We start from the raw sequence: 985 nt of genomic DNA on the forward strand, positions 1-985 counted from the left end.
AAAGCGGGCGATTGGGTAACAGTGACCCTTGATGGTAAAACGTTAGGCACCGCCGAAGTACAAGCGGATAAGTCATGGCGTTTGTCTGTTGATGGCAAGGTCTTGTTGGATGCGAATTCGGATCATGTTGGCGCAACAGTGACCACCACTGATACCGCAGGTAACAGCAAAACCGCCACGGCTGAGCATAATTATACGGTGGATGTTAACGCGACTATCGACATTGATAAGATCACTGGCGATAACGAGATCACTCAACAAGAAGGTCATCAGCAGAGCATTGCGATCACCGGTACGGTTGGCGGTCAGGTGCAAGTGGGTGACAAGGTCGTGGTAACGATTAATGGCACCGATTACAACACCCAGGTTGAGGCGGGTAACACATGGTCAGTGAATGTCACGGGCAAGGATGTGTTGCATGCAGATAAAGCCACTGCCACAGTCACAACGTCATACAGTTCACATAATGACACCGCAAACAGTGAAGAAAATTATCAGGTTGGCATCAATGCGGGTGTCACCATCACCACCATTGGTGGTGACAATGTAATCAATGAGAATGAGTCCCACGGCAAAGTGCCTGTAACCGGTACCGTTGGTGGTGATGTCAAAGTTGGCGATACCGTTACGATCACTGTAGATGGTAAAGCGGTAGGTACGGCCACAGTAGAAAATCACAATGGCAAGTTAACGTGGACGGCTGAGGTTGACGGCAGCGTATTAGATAACGCTACCACCGATAATGTCACCGCCACCGTGACAACTCATGATGAAGCAGGTCATAGCGCTACTGCGACAGATGATCATATTTACACCGTTGACACTGACATTGCGGCAGCGATCACTATTACCTCGATAGCTACCGATGGTGTTATCAACGCAGATGAAGCGCACAGCAAAGTCCCGGTCACGGGGACCGTGGGCGCAGATGTTAAAGTCGGCGATACCGTTACGGTCGTTGTTGATGGTCAAACCGTGGGCACCA

1 protein-coding gene is annotated in these 985 nt (G+C 50.2%); it reads left to right on the forward strand.

Annotated features, from left to right (window positions below; translation table 11 throughout):
* The coding region (locus CZ809_RS20795) for an Ig-like domain-containing protein (RefSeq protein ID WP_144396228.1) at positions 1-985 on the forward strand (985 nt) is incomplete at both ends.

The organism is Photobacterium piscicola (assembly GCF_900166965.1).
In the GTDB taxonomy this organism is placed as follows: Bacteria; Pseudomonadota; Gammaproteobacteria; order Enterobacterales; family Vibrionaceae; genus Photobacterium; species Photobacterium piscicola.